The 14,372-nt window shown below is 41.0% G+C and carries 16 protein-coding genes; 11 read left to right on the top strand and 5 right to left on the bottom strand.

Annotation, left to right across the window (positions count from 1 at the left end; translation table 11 throughout):
* Positions 1 to 470: 470 nt before the first annotated feature.
* Positions 471 to 668, bottom strand: a complete 198-nt coding sequence (locus tag BLW28_RS14055; RefSeq protein WP_073221086.1) for a hypothetical protein — start codon at positions 666 to 668, stop codon at positions 471 to 473.
* Positions 669 to 853: 185 nt separating this feature from the next.
* On the opposite strand from BLW28_RS14055, the gene BLW28_RS14050 reads away from it, so the two are divergent.
* From BLW28_RS14050 to BLW28_RS15660, 4 genes are read left to right on the top strand one after another with little or no spacing between them, the layout of a single operon-like run.
* Positions 854 to 1,609, top strand: coding sequence for a hypothetical protein (locus BLW28_RS14050; protein ID WP_073221083.1), 756 nt, complete (start codon positions 854 to 856; stop codon positions 1,607 to 1,609).
* A 2-nt stretch (positions 1,610 to 1,611) separates the two neighbouring features.
* Complete coding sequence (locus BLW28_RS14045) at positions 1,612 to 2,025, top strand: DUF5675 family protein (RefSeq protein ID WP_073221079.1); 414 nt, start codon at positions 1,612 to 1,614, stop codon at positions 2,023 to 2,025.
* On the top strand, positions 2,012 to 2,251 hold the full coding sequence (locus BLW28_RS14040) for a hypothetical protein (protein WP_073221076.1): 240 nt from the start codon (positions 2,012 to 2,014) through the stop codon (positions 2,249 to 2,251). Before BLW28_RS14045 ends, BLW28_RS14040 begins: the two co-directional genes overlap by 14 nt.
* A gap of 5 nt (positions 2,252 to 2,256) precedes the next feature.
* Positions 2,257 to 2,493, top strand: coding sequence for a hypothetical protein (locus tag BLW28_RS15660; protein WP_143036899.1), 237 nt, complete (start codon positions 2,257 to 2,259; stop codon positions 2,491 to 2,493).
* Positions 2,494 to 2,562: 69 nt separating this feature from the next.
* Here the strand turns inward: BLW28_RS15660 and BLW28_RS15655 are convergent, their stop codons facing one another.
* Positions 2,563 to 2,985 carry a DUF6943 family protein gene (locus BLW28_RS15655; protein WP_143036898.1) on the bottom strand — a complete coding sequence of 141 codons (423 nt, stop codon included), beginning with the start codon at positions 2,983 to 2,985 and terminating at the stop codon, positions 2,563 to 2,565.
* 615 nt (positions 2,986 to 3,600) lie between these two features.
* Here BLW28_RS15655 and BLW28_RS14020 point away from each other — a divergent pair.
* The 6 genes from BLW28_RS14020 to BLW28_RS13995 all read left to right on the top strand — a co-directional run bounded on the left by BLW28_RS14020 (position 3,601) and on the right by BLW28_RS13995 (position 10,981).
* Positions 3,601 to 3,807, top strand: a complete 207-nt coding sequence (locus tag BLW28_RS14020) for a hypothetical protein (protein WP_143036897.1) — start codon at positions 3,601 to 3,603, stop codon at positions 3,805 to 3,807.
* Between the two features lie 300 nt (positions 3,808 to 4,107).
* The gene (locus BLW28_RS15820; protein ID WP_159431786.1) at positions 4,108 to 4,278 is read left to right on the top strand and encodes a hypothetical protein; all 171 of its coding nucleotides are present in this window, start codon (positions 4,108 to 4,110) and stop codon (positions 4,276 to 4,278) included.
* 1,081 nt (positions 4,279 to 5,359) lie between these two features.
* A complete protein-coding gene (locus BLW28_RS14010) occupies positions 5,360 to 5,566 on the top strand; it encodes a hypothetical protein (protein ID WP_073221058.1) in 207 nt (68 codons plus the stop codon).
* Between the two features lie 1,784 nt (positions 5,567 to 7,350).
* Positions 7,351 to 8,187, top strand: a complete 837-nt coding sequence (locus tag BLW28_RS14005) for a hypothetical protein (protein ID WP_073221055.1) — start codon at positions 7,351 to 7,353, stop codon at positions 8,185 to 8,187.
* A 296-nt stretch (positions 8,188 to 8,483) separates the two neighbouring features.
* Entirely contained in the window at positions 8,484 to 10,010 is a 1,527-nt protein-coding gene (locus tag BLW28_RS14000; RefSeq protein WP_073221053.1) for an IS1182 family transposase, read from the top strand.
* Between the two features lie 101 nt (positions 10,011 to 10,111).
* A complete protein-coding gene (locus BLW28_RS13995; RefSeq protein ID WP_073221050.1) occupies positions 10,112 to 10,981 on the top strand; it encodes a DUF4238 domain-containing protein in 870 nt (289 codons plus the stop codon).
* Between the two features lie 298 nt (positions 10,982 to 11,279).
* Here BLW28_RS13995 and BLW28_RS13990 read toward each other — a convergent pair whose 3' ends face one another.
* The 3 genes from BLW28_RS13990 to BLW28_RS16120 are packed head-to-tail and all read right to left on the bottom strand — an operon-like array spanning position 11,280 to position 13,301.
* Complete coding sequence (locus tag BLW28_RS13990; RefSeq protein WP_073221048.1) at positions 11,280 to 12,434, bottom strand: IS91 family transposase; 1,155 nt, start codon at positions 12,432 to 12,434, stop codon at positions 11,280 to 11,282.
* Positions 12,435 to 12,436: 2 nt separating this feature from the next.
* The gene (locus tag BLW28_RS16100) at positions 12,437 to 12,712 is read right to left on the bottom strand and encodes a tyrosine-type recombinase/integrase (RefSeq protein WP_262481125.1); all 276 of its coding nucleotides are present in this window, start codon (positions 12,710 to 12,712) and stop codon (positions 12,437 to 12,439) included.
* Complete coding sequence (locus BLW28_RS16120; protein WP_317042293.1) at positions 12,651 to 13,301, bottom strand: tyrosine-type recombinase/integrase; 651 nt, start codon at positions 13,299 to 13,301, stop codon at positions 12,651 to 12,653. Before BLW28_RS16120 ends, BLW28_RS16100 begins: the two co-directional genes overlap by 62 nt.
* 274 nt (positions 13,302 to 13,575) lie before the next feature.
* Here BLW28_RS16120 and BLW28_RS13980 point away from each other — a divergent pair, with 274 nt between their 5' ends.
* Positions 13,576 to 14,136 carry a DUF1572 family protein gene (locus BLW28_RS13980; protein WP_073221045.1) on the top strand — a complete coding sequence of 187 codons (561 nt, stop codon included), beginning with the start codon at positions 13,576 to 13,578 and terminating at the stop codon, positions 14,134 to 14,136.
* Positions 14,137 to 14,372: the final 236 nt, after the last annotated feature.

Below are 14,372 nucleotides of genomic sequence, written 5' to 3'. Positions count from 1 at the left end.
AACGTACATTGAGGTTTTCCTTTTATTTCTTTTTCGAATATGGGAAGAAGAAGCACGGAAAATGTTTGTGGACTTGGCATGAGATTTTGTTTTTGGGTTGAACTTATTTTTCAAACCGAATGTCAAATCAAGTATCTCGCAAAAAGTTGTCCTTCAAAAAAGGGGGCCTATTAGGGGACCAATAATATGGTTTTGAATTAAATTTAATGACTTTTTGCTATTGGCTAAAAAATGTAAAACCCTGCAAATCACATTGATTTGCAGGGTTTTGGTGTCAAATGGTATTTGACTTGGTCGGGATGACAACAAGTATAACGCCTATATACTGTACTGATTATGTGGCTTTTAAGCCTTGTTCCAAAACCGAGGAACCAAATTTGGTATTATTGCACTAATATACCTTGAGTCGTTTTGCACTCAATTAGCAATAAAGATACTGAATTTTTAATAATAAGATTTGGTTTGAATTGTTAACTTTTGAGATAGTCTCTTACGGTTTCTAAATCTACTCCAGTGAATTCTGCAAATTCATTAGCCGTGATAAATTGATGCGGCTTTTTGTCAAAATGCTTTCTGATTTGGTGGAGGAGTAGTCTACCATATCGCTCACTTCTTCCTGTGATGCGTTGTACGTCTTTGGGGAATATGCATACTCGATCTGACTTCATACTATAATTTTCATACTCTATCTATACTTCATCTATACCGAATCTATACTTCATATATACTCAATAATAGGGTTGTTTACCGGCAGTTTCGGTAAAAAAGTCCTTGTTCGGAATGGATGATGGGTCAAAATCGTGCAGTGGTTTAAAAATACGGTGTTTTGTTGAGAATTTAAAATTTTATTGAGATGGCAAGACAAAAAGGTATTATCAAGTTGAAAGGGACTATCGGAGATATTTCTTTTTACAAAACGACTGACGGTCACCTTGCCCGTGAAAAGGGTGGGGTGGAAAAGGACCGTATTATGAACGATCCTGCATTCCAAAGAACTCGTGAGAACGGTTCTGAATTCGGAAGAGCAGGAAAGGGTGGAAAGCTTATCCGAAATGCGATTAGGTTATTGTTGCAGAACGCGAAGGATAAGCGTGTGACGAGCAGACTTACCAAGGATTTGGTGGCTGTGGTGAAATCTGATCTTGTCCATGACAGGGGCGAGCGAACTATCCAGGATGGGGATTTGGCTCTCATCAAGGGATTTGATTTTAATATCAGAGGAAAACTGGGGACGACTCTTTTTGCTCCCTTTGCTGTTGCCTTTGATCGAATTACTGGAAATGTTACGGCTGATTTAGCTGCTTTCAGTCCGATTGTTCGGATTGCGGCTCCGGGTGGAACTACACATTTCAAAGTGGTAATGGGGGCAGCGGAATTGGATTTTGTGAACGAATCTTTCGTTTTTGAAATGGACGATTCAGGAATTCTTCCTTTCACAGCTCCGGATACAGCGCCGTTGAATTTGGCGGGAGTTTTGACTCCTAACTCTACATTGCCAGTTTTGGAGGTTTTGGGAGTGGAGTTTTACCAGGAAGTGAACGGAGAGATGTATCCATTGAAAAATGGTGCTTTTAACTCCTTGGCAGTTGTGCTCACCGATACGCCATAGACATGGAGTTGATCCTAGAGCGAAGTTATCATCAAGAGGGGACCCACGGTACCCTCTTTTTGAATTTCCGATTTCTGTGTTTTACGATAGAGCTTCCTTGGTTGGGGAATCAACGTTCGAAATCTTGTATTCCAGAAGGGACTTATGAATTGGTAGCTCGATATTCAAAGAAATTTGGGAATCATCTATTGGTTAAAGGTGTTCCTAATCGGAATTTGATTTTGATGCATCCTGCAAATTATGCTAAGGATGAGCTTCTGGGGTGTATTGCTCCTGTATCGGAATTGACATCGATTGGAGTTGGAAGCAATTCTCGAAGGGCTATGCAAAAGATTCTTTCCTTGTGTCATCAAGTGTTTGAACGAAAAGAAACTGTTTTATTAACTATTAAAAGTACTGGTTATGAATTTAATTGAGCGATATAAAAAACCTACTCCAAAATTCTTTAAGACCTTACGGAATATTGGAATCGTATTGGGATCTACGGGAGCGGCAATTCTGGCGGCACCAGTGGCTATTCCTGCTGTTTTAATAACTGTGGCAACTTACTTAACTATTGCTGGAACAGTAGTTACTGCTGTCAGTCAGGCGGTGGTTAGTGATGATGATAAAGAGGAGGTCAAATCGGATTTAAATCAATAATTGTGATGATGCCCTTTAGATCTTTTTCGACTATAATGGGAACCTGCGGAGGAACTGTGTTGGCCACTTTGCCGGTCATTGGTTCGGATGATTTGATTCGGACTGGGATTTTGGCGTTGGTGGGAGCTGTGGTTAGCTTTTCGGTGTCGTTTTCTTTAAAAATAGTGGTGAAAAATGTCTTTTCAGCTAAACTGAAATCCTTTGCAAATCTTCGGAAGAAAAAAGATAAGGAGGTAAAGTAAATCCCATAAACTTATAAATTGAAAAAGCCCGAGATCCAATCCCGGGCTTTTCTGTTTTTGATAGGGAACTCAATCTCTATCTAGATTATAGGATTGCATTAGGGCAATCTTGTAATCGTTTAAGCAGCGTTGTTGATACTTGAGGCGCTTGGTTAAATGTTCGAGCTTCTCAAGAGCTGTAAAACGGCCGTTCCAATGGTGTCCTTCATAGTTTTTAATCCTCTTTTTTAAGATGGAACGGACTTCGCCTATATGAATAAAGGGAATTACAGAGCCACAGAGATAGGGTTGGAAGTAGCGACCGCAATGGAGGATATTGCAAATCCAGTATAGCTGGTTGGTCTCTTCTGTTGAATTGGTGAAGATGACAAACGAGTTTGTAAAGGCGCAAAAGCTTGGCCTTCCTGCGTTGTTTCCTTTGTTAAGGATGAAGAAGTGCGGGGATTGGTATGTTTCCCCTGGTCGATGTGTTTTGATTTTGAATGCTTTCATAATCATCATTTTTAAATTAAACATTGTTTGAATTGCTTCCCTTCCCCTTATATTTTTTTCGGAAAAAAAGAAAAAGGAAAAAAAGAAAGCCGTAAAACAGTAGGGGCGGCACAGCTGTCAAGGCTTTTGAAAAAAATACTACCCGGTTGTGGTGGAAAGAGCGGGAATAAAGTGGAAGTGGAATTTTCAGGGAAAAGAATGCTTAGTAAGAAAGAAATAGGGTGGAGATTTTTCTTCAAAACCCGGAGGGCTTGGCCTTTACAGCTGTTTTTCTAGCCCCTACTACCTTTGCTTCCTTTTTTTGTTTTTGAAATATTTGCCTCGGCCCTTCGATACATTTTATTTCGCTTTAAAAAGCTCAATAAAACACTCAGGGACCTGGGTTTGGTAACCTATAATTATTTTTTTTTGACGGGTTTCGGGACGGCTCGCCCAGGAATAGGGGATGTTGGTGATGGAGACGACGAATGATTAAGGGCGTGGAAGGCTGGTATTCATGTTTTTTGTGAAAGTGAGGGAGCTGTGATGGGTTATGGTTTTTTTTGAGAAGATGCTGGATACCTGCATGGAGTGCCCTTGTTGAAATTGAAATCGAAATCGAAACTGAAAGCGAAATTGAAACCGAAACAAACCCTTCGGCTTCGCTCAGGGATCTGGGTTTGGTTATTTGTATTTATAGACGCAATTCGGGACAATTCGCGTGGGAATAGAGATGTTTGTGATGGAGAAGACGAATGGTTAATTGGGAAGGGTGCGGGGTTTTTGGTGCCGCAAGATTTTGAAAGCTCTGCGGGCGCTGGGAAAGGTAAGTTGGAAATATAGGACGCTTTTTTAACGAATTTGAGATGCGTAAAATGTAGGGTGTTTTGGCGCCTGCAGGGCTTTCTTTTTGGAGCCGTGGTTGTCATAGCACCAAAAACTTTGCACTCTTCCTCTAGGGGCGTGGAAGGCTGGTATTCATGTTTCTTGTGAAAGTGAGGGAGCTGTGATGGGGTTTCGATTTTTTTTTTTGAGAAGACGCTGGATACCTGCCTGGAGTGCCCTTGCTTTATGGATCATCGCCTATTCCTGCAACCACTGAATGGGCTTGGATACTAATTTGAATCTGCTGACGCGATTCAAATGAACTCAGCCACCTTAGTTGGTTATCTTATTTTTAATATTGGATTTTTGGCAATGCGCATAGGAATTGACGATTTTGGTGATGGAAAAGACGAATGGTTAATTGGGAAGGGTGCGGGGTTTTTGGTGCCGCAAGATTTAAAGCGGTCTGCGGACGGACGGGTTGATTAGGTAGGGAGTGAGAACTGAATTTATTAGGTTTATATGATGTTTAAGTGTTGCTAGATTCCGTCCGCAGGGCTTGCGATGAGACGACGGATTGAGGTTAGCACCAAAAATTTTGCACTCTTCCTCTAGGGGCATGGAAGGCTGGTATTCATGTCTTCTGTTGAAGGGAAAGAGATGTGATGGGGTTGCGATTATTTATTGAGAAGACGCTGGATACCTGCCTGGAGTGCCCTTGCTTTATTGTGCTTCGTCCAATCCTTCACCCCAATAAGGTTTCGGGTTTTTCTGAAGTATTTTAAAGTATGCTTCCCAAGGTGAAATTTGTTTATGCAATAACGCGGATTTTCAGGTGTTACGGAATATTTTTTTTGGATTTTTAATGGCAGACGAATGTGAGCGACTTTGAGAGACGGTGGTTTCAGGTTTTGGGGAATTTTTAAAGAGAATGGGAGGTTTTAATGTAGAACGAAAATGAGCGGCTCGGGCTATTTTACATAATGGCGTTATAGTACCAGCTTGGGCGGTGCGTGGGATGGGGCGGCTGCGTCTATAACAGACCATTATGTAAATATAGACCCTATCGACACTTCCCTTTTCTGGCGGACTTTTTGTTTTTCCTCGACTCCGTTCGGACACCGTAACTGAGTGTTTTTGAGAAGACGGATTTGTGGCTCTTTGCTTTTTTGTTGTGCCGCTATTTAAAATATATGGGCTTAAACAAAAAAGGAATGTGCCACATGGGTGAATAACCATTTTACAAAAAGTGTGACAGAAAAATCCTTCCTGTTGCCTTCCTGTTTGTGATTAAAATCTAAGAGGTGGTTTGGGGTAGGAGGTGCGAATTAGTCCTTCTTAACGGTTAATAATAACCGAGATTTCTTGTCAAGAGAAAGATTGGAAGACAAATATCCCAGGTGAAATTTTAAATTCGATAAGGCATAAAAAATTAGAGGACAAATAATAGCATTAACTAAAAATATTTTCGACAATGGTCAATCTTATAATCGTTTAGGTGCTGCTGTTGATGTTGGAGTCGCTTGGTCAAATGTTCTAGCTTTTCAAGGGGTTTAAATCGGCCGTTCCAATGAGAGCCTTCATGATTTTTAGCCATCTTTTATTAATTTTCGGGAAACGATTAAAAAAAAAGAACCCCCTAAAAAGGGAGTTCTGTGAGGCAGCACTCTACCCAAAAGATGCGCAACGTGTACTCCTTGAAGCCTACGTGATGCACACAATAGAAGAACGGACTGCCCGAGGTGCGTATGCCCGCCAGCAACCACCAGCTGCTTAAACGGACTCTAAATAAAAACTTGAACATAATGCCTTATGCCACAGGATCGGTGCGACTGATGCAAGGGCTGTTAAAAAAAATACTACCCGGGATTTAAGAAACCAATAGACAGATTTAGACCAGATTATAAAGGACAATGAGAATGGTAATTAAGGCTAAAAGCCAGGGTGGAGATTTTTTTTTAAAACAGGCGCAGCGAACCCTTGCAGCTCTCGTATCCGCACGCCTGTACCTTTGCTTTATGTTGGAGTTTTTACTTCTCTCTAAATGAATGGGTTCCAAGTTCCAAGTTCCAAGTTCCAAGTTCCAAGTTTCGAGTTCCAGGTTAAATTGTGAATTGGAATTACTGAAAATCAACAAGGCTTAGCGGATGCCATTTCTTTAAAAATCAAATTGGATTTAGATGGTTAATGGTATGAGTTTATAAGGCAGGTAAACCAAAGCGGAGCTATAGTGGAAGCAAGGAATGGAGAGCAGCGAAATGGATTGCTGGAACTATAATGCGAGCCGCCTGCGAGCGGAGCAAGGGTGGTGGATGCATAAGCCCGAGGAAGGAGGGCGGCAGACGCCTACCGTTTACGGCAGGGCTGGCGCGAATTTTTGCTTCGGTGTTGGAAAAGGCAAGTGTGGCGACTGAATGAAACAAAGCGATGCCGGAGCCGTAATGAAGCAATACTTCAGTGCTAAAAACATTGTGGTATTTACTATTTTATTTGGTGCATCTATGATGAGCTTAAGTTAAGAAATTTGTATTGCGAAATGGAGGTACGAAGGCTCGCGTAGTGGAGGGAAGGAGCCACTCTTGCGCGGGTTGCCGAAAGTGGCTGAGTTGAGTGAATGAGGCACGAATGAGGGAAACTTAGCGACTGTAGGCATTGGGGTTGCAAAAATCGTGACAGCCCGATCAGCCCGCAGCGACACGCAGGCTCGCACAATTAACAAGTGGCGGCAGACCCCCAATTATTGCTTGGTGAGTTTGCGAACACCTTATTAGGGTTTCGCGGTGCGCAACGTTGGCTGCGGTTCAGCATAACTTCAGCGAGCTGAGTTCTGCGTTCACCTTGCGCACCGTTTGGGGGGATGAAGTAGCCACGGGTGAGGATGGAGAGCAGTGTGTGAAGCAAAACAAATAAATAGTGCCAGTGAGGACGTGTCGCCGCAGCGGTGCTATTTATGGTCCCGACAAGGGCAGCTATTCATTTTTAAAATATTAAGGTATAGCTGCTTTGTATACCCTTGTCGGGATGTTTTGCGGAACGAAACGGAACGACTGACGAATACCGCTTTACCTGCCTTCCGTGAGGTTAATGGGTTAACTAAGTGTTGTGATGAGTTCTGAGGTGAGGGCAATGGCAGAAAGCATAGGCAATAATTTGATTTTGCTTTAAGGCAAAGTTCTAATGCTTCTTAAATTATTGCTTATGCTACGGGGAACCATAGGCTCTTGTGATTGATGGAGTGTAGCCTGCGGAACGAGAGAAAGAGTAAGTGCCGTAGGTGGGGCGTTTGATTATTTGTCAATAGCTTCTGGTATTCGTATTTGGTAGGTGACTAGTCATTTTAAGTTATTTTCAGCTTTAGGAGTGTAATTTTATAATTTCTTGATGGAATTGTTATTAAATATTACTTCAATACGGAATACCGTAATAAAGTAAATATTATTTTCACTAAGTTTGAATGCGATGGTATTATAATTTCATTTATTAAATGAAGTTGCGTTTATATGGGATATATACGCCAGAGTACTTCAGGTATATACATGTTAGCAATAATCAAAAAATAATATGCTCACAAATCAAGCACAAATTGATTACTTATCAGAAAAAATTTACCAGATGGATGTAATTTGTCGGGAGGATTTTAAAAAAGATCATATTGTTTCGGAACGAGATTATGTTACAAGTTTTCTAAATTTTATTAGATATCCTTTCGGACCTTTTAGTACTTATAAATTTGCACATAGTCAAACTTTAAATGGAAGCCTGGAGCGACTATACGGCGCCGATGGTATAGTAATTTTCAAAAAAAGCGAAAAATATAAAATCGGTGTTTTCGAAGCAAAGATAATTAAGAAACGTTGGGATTCGACTATTAACAAGACAGCAGGCACTTCACGATTTGATAGACAATTGTTGCATCAAGGTAGATTGAATACTGGTATTGCCATTTGGGAAATGTTTTTTAACAGGAATACAATTGGTGTTCAGTTCGACCCACTTGGCTCCACCTGCATTAAGAGAGATATAGCATTAGCATATACGAGAACAACCCCTTTATGGTCTTACTCAGATTTAGAGAATTTAGCAATGGATAGTTATTCATCTAATTCGAATACTCCTATCAACGTTGAACAAATTATAAAAGAAATATTATCCTGCAGTTTCGGAGAAGCTTTTGAATATAGATCCGAGGGAATTAAACTTTATAGAGAAGGTGAAGATATAAAAATTCCACTTCTAAAGAATATTGAGAGTGATGATAAAATCAATAGAAAACAATACTCTTTAATTCAAAATTTTTTAAAAGAAAGTAATTTTCGTTCCTATACACATATAGATTTAGATCAACTTACTAGAATTGACAGAGATAAGATAATTTTTGATTTGTTGGGCGAAGATTGACTATTGCTAACAAGATGTATATAAAAAAATAGCGCAAGTCATTGCTAATACTAAGGCTTGGGCATTTTTGGAAAGTCGCCAAATTTTTAAACTTGACGATTTTCAATAAAAAAGATAAATAGTAAAATTTAAAAATTCGGCTTGTATTTAATTCGTAAAGAAACCGCTTATTTTCAGCGCTACTTTTCATATACTAACCGTCAGACTGCGCAATAACCTCCCTTTCTTAATAACTTTGTTGATTACCTTTTAATGCATTGCTCAAATCGTATTAAGATATTGGCTATCTTAACGTTATGGAATTCATAACAGGTTTTAACAGGGATCAATTGGTAATGATGGACTTTGAGTCATGCGTAGGGCTGGATTCATGGGCGCGTACCGTTGATATGTTCGTGGATATCCTTCCAATGCAGGAACTGGGCTTTAGGGACGTGCTCAATTCCGAGGGAAGGCCTCCTTACCATTCATCAGATATGCTCAAACTCTATCTCTATGGGTACAAGAACAAACTTCGCTCCTCACGCCAAATGGAACACGCCTGCAAGGTCAACCTTGAGGTAATCTGGCTCTTGAAGGGACTGCGTCCCTCGGCAAGAAAAATCGCCTACTTCAGAAAGGACAATGCCGCGGCATTCAAACTGGCCTTTAGACATTTTGTAGGGCTGCTCAAGGAATGGGAGCTCATAGAAGGTACTACCATCGCCATAGACTCCTTCAAGATCCGGGCGCAGAACGCCCAGAAGAACAACTTCAACCAAAAGAAGATAGACCGCCATATTGCCTACATCGATGACAAGATCAAGGAGTACCAGGACCAGCTCGATCAAGGGGATGGGGATGTTGACACGCAGGAAATCGAGTCAAAGGTTGCCTACCAAAAATCCAAAAATGAAAAATACCGCAACATAGAAAAAAGGTTGCAGGAAAGCGGCGAGACCCAGATCAGCCTTACCGACCCTGACGCCAGATCTGTAATCCTGCACCGCAACATCATCAACGTGGGCTACAATGTGCAGGCCGGTTGCGATGCGAAGCACAAACTCTTTGTGAACAACGATACCGGTAGCGTGAACGATACCCATGCGCTCTCCCCAATGGCACTGGACGCCAAAGAACTCCTGGGGATGGAAAGTATGGATATTCTGACCGATAAGGGATACACCACTGCCAAGCATCTGGATATCTGCACTAAGAACGGCATCACGCCCTATTCCTCTCCGAAAGACCATTCCTCACACCACAACGGGCGCTATCCAATGGTGGATTTTACGTATGACAAAATAAACGACACCTACACTTGTCCAGCGGATCAGGTGTTGACTACCAATGGAAGTATTTATGATAAGGCGGGACACAAAGTCAAGCATTACAAGAACAGAAAGGCCTGCGAGATCTGTCCCGTGAGAGCGCTGTGCACTACGAACAAGAATGGGCGCTTTATAGAGCGCTCTATATATCAAGACGCTCTGGATGAAAACCAAAAAAGAGTAGAAGCAAAACCAGAATACTATAGGCTTAGGCAACAGATCACCGAGCACCAGTTTGGGACACTGAAAAGACAATGGGGGTTTACCCATACCTTGATGAGGGGAAAGCAAAACGTACTCTCCGAGGTTAACCTGATGATGATCTGTTATAATCTGACCAGACTTATATCCATTCTCGGTCCAGATGTGTTGAAAAACAGGCTAAAAAGGCTTGTGCCTGGATTTTCGGCCCTATTTGAAGTGATTTTAGCTGCTATAAACAACTTTTTTTTATTTGAAATACATAGCAATATTTCAAAACATCAAGAAAATACCACCTTAACCGCCCTCTAAATAGCAATTGTTTCATTAAATTTAGTCCGAATTGAGTAAATGCACAGACTCACGTTGTAAAACATTAAAAAAACAAACGCCCATACTTATAATTATTATAAATGGATAAAAAATCTTGGCGACATCACTATCTACCTGTTTTCTATCTTAAAGGCTTTACCAAAGAATCAAATACTTTTAAAATTTACAATGTTGAGGAAAAACGATTTATCAAAAATGGTAAAGAATTTTCTCCCGAATCATATTTTTTTAAAAAAAATGCGAATACGATAAATTTTAAAGGGAATAAAACTGATTTTTTAGAAACGGAACATTATAGTCACTTTGACAACGAAATTGCAAAGCTCTTTAACAAAATCAATTCATCAGATAATTCAAATAAGTATTCAATCGATGAAGATGATATGCCTCGATTGAATCATTTCGTGAGCTTAATGTATTGGCGTTTGCCACATAAAGATTCGGAACTGAAATCAATAATTGAAAGTAATAATCTCAATCAATTAGGGCTCGAAATCAAAAATTCCGATGGAACCAATAATATCATTTTAGAAGATGAATTTAAAAAAAACAGTCAGTTTTTAAAAACATATAAATATTTGAATTCACTAATGGATTCAGTAAGAGGATATAATTGCAGAACTCCTTACACGATATTCGAAACTGTAAGCCAATTTCCATTTATGTGTTCGGATAATCCTGTCCTATTTAAAAAGAGTAAAGACCCAAAAGTATTTGAAGATGATTATATATTTCCACTCACAGGTAATAAGCTATTTATTCGAGCAAAAGACACCTCTGAACTTCCCGCTCATTTAAGAATAATGGTAGACACTTTAATTTATAAACAAGCAGTAAAATACGTAAGCTGTTCAGATGAAAGATACATTGAAATTTTAGATAACAACTTTGAGAAAAAAAATATTTCGGTCGAAGATTTAAGAATACATATATTTGACAAATTGGGTTAAAAAACGTTTTACAATAACTAAGCATTCGTGTGGTCGGCACGACCCAACATGAATGCCGTGTTGACTGAACCGGTGTATGTCGGTTTGCCCTTATGGGGATTGATCTAGTTTGGGATGGGTTTTCAGGAGTCGGTTTTCCCTGGTTTGGGATCGTTGACCTCTTTTTTTGCTAAGGAATTATAGCGCACCGTACATTTTGTAGTTTTTCTCCACTGTTTTTCAGGTTGTCAGGCCGTTTTCTTCCCCCGAAGCTTCGGGATGGCCATAGGAGTCCCGTTACGTCGGGATCCACGTTTTTTTATATAGGTCTGTTTAACTGTTTTTTGATTTGCTCTTGCCAGTGTAGCGGTGGCCCACGGGCAGTAAAGGTCGCAATGGTAACAAGGTTTCCTTTCTTGCAGACCGGACACTTGCGGTGCAATAAAGGTGTTGTCTCTGGAAGTTTTGGTTTGCCAAGCTCTTCCTGTAATTCTGGGATGATAGTCCGCTTATAATAACTACTCAAGATACCGTAATGCCTGATACGGGTAAACCCCTTGGGCAGAATATGTAGCGAAAACCGCCTGATAAACTCGGCATCGGATAATCCCAGGATAGACTTTTTGCCTCCATGACGATAATTCTTTACAATAAACCGTACGTTTCCATCTTCCAGACTTTTTATCCGATGGTTGCTTATCGCAATTTTATGGGTATAGTGTCCCAGATACTCTATTACCTGTGAGGGTCCGAAGAATGGGCGTTTGCAATAGACTACCCATTGGTTTTTGAACAGGCTTTCGTAAAATGAAGGGGGCTTTGATTTCCCCAGTTCCTTGCGTAGGCCAGCTACAAAACGGGCCCTAAAGACCTTGCTCATTGCCTTTACAGGAAACAAGTAGCGTGCCGTTCGGCAGCCAGGCTTTCCCTTGCTCTTGGTGGGGTTCCATTTGCCGGATTTAGTAATACCCCCTCCTGGAACAATGCAGTGCAGGTGTGGGTGCAACGAGAGGTTCTGCCCCCAAGTGTGCAGGATGGCGATCATTCCCATCTTGGCGCCCAAGAATTTGGGGTTGGCACCAAAATCTCCAATGATACTCCAGGCCGTTTTGAACAAAAGGTTGTACACCAATTTTGGTTCGTATAGACATAACTGGTTCAGCTCACAGGGCAAGGTAAAGACCACGTGGAAGTAAGAAACCTTTAATAAATCTGCCTCCCTTGCCTGTATCCACTCTTCCTTCTTGTGTCCCTGACACTTGGGACAATGACGGTTACGGCAACTGTTGTAGCTAAGGTGAAGCTTTTGGCACCCTGGATTATTGCAACAATCAATGTGACCGCCCAAGGCCGCAGTGCGGCACTTGCGCAAGGCGTGGAGGGTGCGTACCTGCCAACTGTTGGCACAATAATCGGCGAGGTGCTCCCTGTTGCGCTCCAATACGTGCGCTACTTCATAATCGGGATAGGACATCTCTATTTGCCATAGAGCCTATCCAGCGGACTGAAGGGCTTTTGCCTACCCGATTGTGCCACATGAAGGTAGATAAGGGTCGTTTGGATATCCGCATGCCCCAAGAGGTCTTTCACGCTCATAATGTCCAGGCCCATTTCCAAAAGATGGGTAGCATAGCTATGGCGCAGGATATGGGGGGTAATCTCTTTTGAAATACCGCTGCGCTTGCGAGCTTCACGAACAATCCACTGTATTCCTTGCGAGGAAAGCTGTGCAGGACTGCCTGTTTTTATCATTGCCGGTAAAGCACCAAGTGACCGGGTTTTCTGCCAGTAGATATTTCTTTAGACCACGGATATGCATCTCGGACAGGGGAACATACCGATCCTTGCGTCCTTTGCCTTGGCGCACGTGTACCATCTTCCTGTCAAAGTCCAGATCCCTGCGCTGTAGGTTGCGGAGTTCAAAATTGCGAAGTCCACAGCCATAGAGCATCCCAAGTACCAATCGGTGTTTGAGTAGTTTTGGAGTGCGAAGTAGTTGTTTTATCCCCCTTTGGTTCAATACCACGGGGAGTTTCTTGGGGCGTTCAATAGAAGGAAGAATGACCCGCATTTCTTTCATCCCAAAGACACGATAGGCATAGCGTAGCCCATAGACGGTGTGCTTGAAAAAACTGTCCGAAGGGGTCTTGTGTTGTGACTTTAAAACGTGTAGATAATCTAAGATCTGTTCCTCATCGAGCTCAAGTGGACTACAGTTAAAATGGAGTGCGATGTGCGCTAAACAGCGGGCATAGTTGGTAAGAGTGCTCTGGCTTTTACCAGCGAGTTCAACAGATCGTTTGAGTTTGTGGTAGAGTGTTGCAAACTCTGGAACGGAAATAATAGCCCTTTGGATAAGGGTGTCACTTTTTTTTCATAACTTTAAATATTAGAATTAAACTTTACTTAAAGGTAGTGAATCGTGATGTAACTGTCCCGTGAAGCTACCTTTAGGTTTAGTTCAACAATGTATAACCGCAATTACGGCGGATTCGACTTCGTTCGAATCCACGCGTAATTGCTAACTTTCGTGCTTAACCGAAAAACCTCGTATATTTATCCGTAACTGCGGTTATACTAAACGTTGTAGCCAATTTGAAAAATCGAAACGCTGAATGAAAACTGAATACATAAACAGTGTCAAAAAGCAATTTGAATACTACAAATCTGTCGGAGAAAAAACATTTGACCAATTAGAGGAAAAAGACCTTTTTTGGCAGTTTAACGAAGACTCAAATTCAATTGCGATAATCGTAAACCATCTTTGGGGAAATATGAAATCTCGCTGGACAGATTTTTTGACTTCCGATGGAGAAAAAGAATGGCGTAAAAGAGATTTGGAATTTGAATCGGTGATAAAAACTAAAAATGAGTTACTTGAAAAATGGAATGACGGATGGAAATGTCTGTTCGATGCGTTAGATTCTGTAAAACAAGATAATTTTGCAACAGAAATTTATATCAGAAATCAAGAACACTCAATTATGGAAGCTATAAATCGACAATTTGCTCATTATCCTTATCATATCGGACAGATTGTTTACATTGGAAAAATGATTAAAGGAGACGATTGGAAAAGCTTGACCATCCCGAAAGGAAAGTCAAATGATTTTAACAAAGACAAATTTTCAAAAGGGAAACATAAAGGACATTTCTCTGATGACTTAAAAAAATAAAAAACTGGCTACAATAACTAAGCATTCGTGTGGTCGGCACGACCCAACATGAATGCCGTGTTGACTGAACCGGTGTATGTCGGTTTGCCCTTATGGGGATTGGTCTAGTTTGGGATGGGTTTTCCGGAGTCGGTTTTCTCTGATTTGGGGTCGTTGACTGCAATTTTTGATGTGGCCGCTTACCTTTCTATATTAAATTGAGTAACCGAAAATATTATGTTATTTCCTGCAGTGCG

This window comes from Aequorivita viscosa (assembly GCF_900106795.1).
In the GTDB taxonomy this organism is placed as follows: domain Bacteria; phylum Bacteroidota; class Bacteroidia; order Flavobacteriales; family Flavobacteriaceae; genus Aequorivita; species Aequorivita viscosa.
This window is presented reverse-complemented; position numbering and strand designations above follow the sequence as displayed.